Genomic DNA, 5,462 nt, shown 5'->3' on the forward strand with positions numbered 1-5,462 from the left:
CTACAAATTATGGCCGTGTGATTCCTGCTGTTTTTGTTTTGGCCCAAATTCGGTTATTGAATTAGGAGCTAGACACTGATTTGGGCATGGACGGCTAGACACTGATTATGCCACGGATACACGGATAATAGTCAGCTATACTCCTGACTTCTGACTCCTGACTTCTGACTCCTAATTACTGTAAACCTTGAGAAACAAATGCTGCCCAATAGTAGGGACTAATAAATGGATATTCCTGCTGAGATAAATATTTAAGTGTGACTTTCATTTCTCCAATTTGTTCTTTATTTTCTTCTGTCTTAATATCTTCCAAATGCTTTTCTAGCTGCTGCCGATACTCATCATTAAGTTGTTTTCCTGTCAAGTTGCGCAAATCAATTTGAGCTTTGTGTAATGCTTGGGGGCGGGTGTATTCGGGGTTTTGCCGATTTTCATAATAAAACACACAGAATAGAGCTGTCGCGAAATCATCTACCGCCCATAATGTACTGACTACACTCTGAGCGCCTGCACTGAGGAAACCTGCTGCAATAGTTAGAATGTCATCGTTGAGTTTGCTGAGTGTGAGATTAGTTTCGCAACAGGAGAGGAATACATCGGTTAATTCTGATAAACGCCAGGTGAAGACTTCTCCAAGGGTGACTTCCCCATCAAATAATCTTAGTTTTGAATCTAGGGGGTTGCTTAAGTCGGCGCTAGCGTGATGACTGGAATGGAGAATTTGTACTTGTTTTGCGAGTTGGCGGTAGTTGTTGACTGTTGCTTGTTGATATTGGAGGCGACAGTTATTCGGTACTTGGAACATTTGGGCGAGGTTTTGGCATTCGTACTGGGTGAATATGAGGTCCCCTGTGGCATTTTCGACTATTCCCATTTTGGCAGAGTCGGTGCTTTTGTTGTAGTTGTCGCAATAGCTGAGTATTTGACAACTGGGTACGACTCGCAAACGGAATTTGTCGTTGAGATAGGTGGGTTGAGTTTTAGGTGTTTTGGGTTTGCCTGGTGGTGGAGTCTTTTTTTTGCTACCGGGAATAGATAGGCGAGTATCTGCAAATCCCTGGTAAAATCCCCCTCCCGTCCCCCTTTGTAAGGGGGAAACTGAATCTTCGTCGTTATAGCCCCCCTTTCCAAGGGGGTTGGGGGGATTTCTTCTTCAACTGGGGTTGGGGGGATCTCTCCTACAACTGAAGTTCCCTGAATATTCACAGGCAAAGCAGCAAACGGAATTTGATGTAGAGCTAGATGCGGCACAATAATTAATTCTTTGATATCACTCAGATGTTGGGTAATCAGTTGATTCAGTTGCAAGCGTTGGGATAGTTGTTGTAAAAATGCTCCCATATTTTTACGCCATTCTCGGTTTTCCTCATTTCTGTAGTCAATGTAGGGTATTAACCAGTTATCAAATATCCAGTTTTGCAGCACCTCAATACCTTGACCTTCACAAGTAAAAAGTTGAACATCCTGCCGAATCACTATAAATATATAGGTATTATCTTTAGTAGTGTAAAAACTAAGTACTGCTGTTTCCTCATCTTTAATTAATGCTTGCATCTGCTGGATACTCAAGGAGTCTACCTGTAACTGACCAGCTAATACTGGGTCAGACTTACGAATTTCTCGCCAAACCTGCTGCCGTTTTGCTTCTGTTTTTTCAATTTCCATCAATTTTTGCTCTGCTTCTTCCCTACTGTGGCAACGGTGAAATCGACTATTTGCAACTGGTAGGGAGGTTCCATGGAGTGTCTCTTCGGAAGTAGAGCGACGGAGATTATACAAATGTTGTTGCAATTGATAATATTCTTCTAGGAGTTGGGGTAGTATTTCCGCGTTTGGGTAGAGGTCTTTGCTTGCCATTAATTCTGTCACCATTCGGGAGCGGGAACGTTCGGCGTATTCTATTGCTTTGTCATATTGTTTGAGGTTGATGAAACATTGGATGATATTTTGGTAGATATCTATAGATTCTGCAAGGATTTCTTGGCGGCGATCGTCGTCTTTTGACCAACTGCGAATTAGTTCTACTGCGGTTACAGCTTTTTCGTAGGCAGGGATGGCAAGTTGCCAGTTGTCTTGCTTGAAATAGAGGTTGCCTAAGTTACGGGAAGTTGTGAGATGATTAATAGGATGTGCGTTAAGAGTACGTACTTTCAAAGCTTTTTCAAATGCAGCAATGGCTTTTTCTAGATTCTCGGTTTTGTTGTCGCGGATTGTTTTAGTGTAGGTAAGACCCAGGTTGTTTTGAGTGATTGCCCAGTCTATAGGGAAGTTTTCTTTAGTACGAATTTCTAGAGCTTTTTTAAATGCCAAGATAGCATTTTTGATATTTTCTGCCTTGTCTCCCTCTATCCTATCCATGTAGGCAGTACCAAGATTATTTTGGGTGGTTGCCCAATCTATAGGAAAGTTTTCTTGAGTATGCAGTACTTCTGTATAGGCATTAATGGCATCTTCAATATTTCGTGACTTGTCTCCTTCAATTCTGTCCATGTAGGCATTACCTAGATTCTCTAGAGTTTTAGCTCTATCTAACCAAAGCTTTTCTCTAGTACGAATTGTCAGAGCTTTTTTAAATGCAACAATAGCATCTTCAACATTCTTTTTTCTGTCTCCTTTGATTCTGTAAAGGTAGGCTATTCCGAGATTATTTTGAACTGTAGCCAAATCAATAGGGTTAATAAGGTTTTCTAGTGCTTCTGTATAGGCATTTATAGCTTTTTCTAAATTTTCTTTTCTATCTCCTTTTATTTTTTCAATATAGACATTTCCGAGATTGATTTGAGCCATTGCCCATTTGTAAGGAAAGTCTTTTCTGGTAAAAACTGTTAATGCTTGAGTGCAAAAGTTAATGGCATTTTCAAGATTATCTGCTCTGTCTCCTTTAATTTTATAAAGGTGAGCAATACTGAGATTATTTTGAATCGCTGCCCATTCATACGGGAACTCTTTTTTAGTAATAATTGTTAATGCCTGCTTGCTGAACTCAATGGCGTTTTCAAGATTGTCTGCTCTATCTCCTTTAATTTTATCAAGGTAAGCAACACTGAGATTGACTTGACTTTTTGCCCAATCATACGGGAAGTCTTTTTTTGTAAAAATTGTTAATGCTTGAATGCAAAAGTTAATGGCATTTTCAAGATTGCCTGCCCTATCTTTTTCAATTCTATCAATGTAAGCAATACCGAGACTCCCTTGAGTTGTTGCCCAATAGTACGGGAAGTCTTTTTTTGTAAAAATTTTTAGTATTGCCTTGTAACCTGCAATAGCAATTTCTATGTTAGTTGCTTTATTGCCTAGAGGAAACATTTGGATAAGGGTGCTAAAATAGTTAATATCCATCGCAATACTTATTGCTTTTTCTGGTTCAGCTTCTGATAGTTTTGATAATCTAAGGCTTTTGAGGATATAGGTCAATCTATAATCAACTCTATCTAAGTTAGCTTCCAAAAGTGGGTAGACTACTTTGGGGTCGCCTTTACTTTTGTAAATTACTTTTAGTATCTTAATTAAAAACTTAAATTGTTCATTCATTTTGATTGATTCCTTTCATCCCTAATTTGTTGTTGATATTCCAAAGGGTCTATACTAAGTTTTATAGTACCTGCATACTTAGCTAAATCTACATTTTTTACTTCAGTTTTTAACTGAGCATCAGCTAACAACTTTTCAATTTCTTGCCAGTCTTCATAGTCAATCAAAACTGCTACAGGACGCATAGCTTCATCGGTAACTATTTTCTTCTTAAAATTCCGCATAATTTTCTCCTAATCTATGGATAAATTCTTCAAATATATTATCCAACCACTTCAACATCCTGAGAATAAACCCGCCAGTCATCTTGCTTCTCCAACTCTTGCCATAACTCCTCCATTCTTCTCCCCGTTAATTCTGGAGCTAATTCATCTTCATTAGGTTTTAACCACGCTAAATCTAAAGGCTTTTCCAGAGCGATCGCCACAAACTTTTCCATACCCAATTCCTCAAAAGTAAACCGACATTCCTGCTGATAACTGACACTCTCCTTTTGTGGCAAAAGCATAACTCCCTCTAACCGAGCATCAACAGCAAAAGCCGAAGAAGGGCAAACAACACACCGACTCACAACCCCATAATTTAATAACAATAAATATCCCTGAAAATCCGGAAAATTAATAATTACCCAATAAGGGTTTTCCAAATTAAGTTTTAAAGGTTTATTCTCCTCTTTCTTCACCTTGGGAATCTTTAATTTACCACCAGAAGAAACCAACCCCATTTCCATCCTTTCATTCTCTCGAAAATCAATCCAATCCCGATTTTTATCAGCCAGACTTTCCAAAAACAACCAAGAATTCACTTCCAACCACCGGATAAATTTATGCTTCCATAACCAATCATAAATAACTTTCCATAAATCCTTACCTAATTTAGACTTACCACGCCCCGGCTCTTTTAATAAAATAACCGTCTCCATTCCCAAATCATTCTCCATTTCCTCTCCATATTTATCCAATAAACAATCTATTACCGAGCGAGAAATTTTTTGAATAGTATTACTCACATATCCCCATCCTTTCTCTGCTAAAAGTTTACAAATACTCGGCTTATTAACATCTATATTTTTATTATTCAAATCCTGATTATCTGGAGAATATCGCAAGTAAAAAAAATCCTTTTCAATAGTCATTTTCCCATTCTGATCCAGAAATAAATCCTCAGCACTAGCATTTAGAAACCGACATTTTATAGTAACAGTCATATTGTCTACCTCATCTAAATAAATTAATCTTAACACCACCATTATGAAAAATAAAACCAATAAATTAAAATTGCCATTCACCGTCATTTGCTGTCATTTACAATCATTTATCAGGATTTGATGTAATTTGTCTAAATTTATTAACAGATAATTGTTTTTGTTATTAATATTGATTTCAAAAATACAGATTAATTTATTCGCAAAAAAAGAAATTTTGAATAGTTGTCAACAGCTATTTATTTTATCTAGGATATTAATCAATTGAACAAAAAGGGGAATAAACATGGAAAATAACTATCAAGAAAATCAACAACAATTAACTTGTGTAGAAACTCAAGAGACTAATTTCATGACAATAATGAATAAAATGAGCGACATAGCAATAGAAAATAAAGAAGCAGGTTTAATCATTGCAGGAGCTTGTGGTACTGCCATTATTATCTATACTATTTCTCATGCTGCTGCTAAACTCATTTGCGCTATTCGTGGGTGATTTCAGTTATCAGTTATCAGTTATCAGTTATCAGTAAAATGCTATTAAAGTAGGGACGTTGCATACAACATCCCTACAGGATTATCATCTATTGATATGAAAACAATGGAAGTAAACCAAATTAAACAGACATTGCATCTACTTTCACATAACGAACACTTGCCAAAGCTTCCACCAAACTACGAACCGCAGCTATCATCGCCACTTCATCATTCAGTTTGTTAATAGCAG

General features: G+C 37.3%; 5 protein-coding genes and 1 pseudogene. 1 reads left to right on the top strand and 5 read right to left on the bottom strand.

The window, feature by feature from the left end; translation table 11 throughout:
* Positions 1 to 175: 175 nt before the first annotated feature.
* Genes AC3DU7_RS23740 through AC3DU7_RS23755 form a run of 4 tightly spaced genes read right to left on the bottom strand, consistent with a single transcriptional unit; the run spans position 176 to position 4,738 of the window.
* Complete coding sequence (locus AC3DU7_RS23740) at positions 176 to 946, bottom strand: CHAT domain-containing protein (protein WP_488041766.1); 771 nt, start codon at positions 944 to 946, stop codon at positions 176 to 178.
* A complete protein-coding gene (locus AC3DU7_RS23745; protein WP_488041767.1) occupies positions 865 to 3,531 on the bottom strand; it encodes a tetratricopeptide repeat protein in 2,667 nt (888 codons plus the stop codon). The genes AC3DU7_RS23740 and AC3DU7_RS23745 overlap by 82 nt, the downstream gene beginning before the upstream one ends.
* Entirely contained in the window at positions 3,528 to 3,755 is a 228-nt protein-coding gene (locus AC3DU7_RS23750; RefSeq protein WP_488041768.1) for a hypothetical protein, read from the bottom strand. The genes AC3DU7_RS23745 and AC3DU7_RS23750 overlap by 4 nt, the downstream gene beginning before the upstream one ends.
* Before the next feature lie 38 nt (positions 3,756 to 3,793).
* Positions 3,794 to 4,738, bottom strand: coding sequence for a hypothetical protein (locus AC3DU7_RS23755; protein WP_488041769.1), 945 nt, complete (start codon positions 4,736 to 4,738; stop codon positions 3,794 to 3,796).
* 283 nt (positions 4,739 to 5,021) lie between these two features.
* Here AC3DU7_RS23755 and AC3DU7_RS23760 point away from each other — a divergent pair, with 283 nt between their 5' ends.
* Positions 5,022 to 5,231 carry a hypothetical protein gene (locus AC3DU7_RS23760; protein ID WP_488041770.1) on the top strand — a complete coding sequence of 70 codons (210 nt, stop codon included), beginning with the start codon at positions 5,022 to 5,024 and terminating at the stop codon, positions 5,229 to 5,231.
* Positions 5,232 to 5,352: 121 nt separating this feature from the next.
* Here the strand turns inward: AC3DU7_RS23760 and AC3DU7_RS23765 are convergent.
* Positions 5,353 to 5,462 (bottom strand): annotated as a pseudogene (locus AC3DU7_RS23765) (DUF561 domain-containing protein); the annotation flags it as partial.

It is taken from the genome of Okeania sp., from assembly GCF_983059655.1.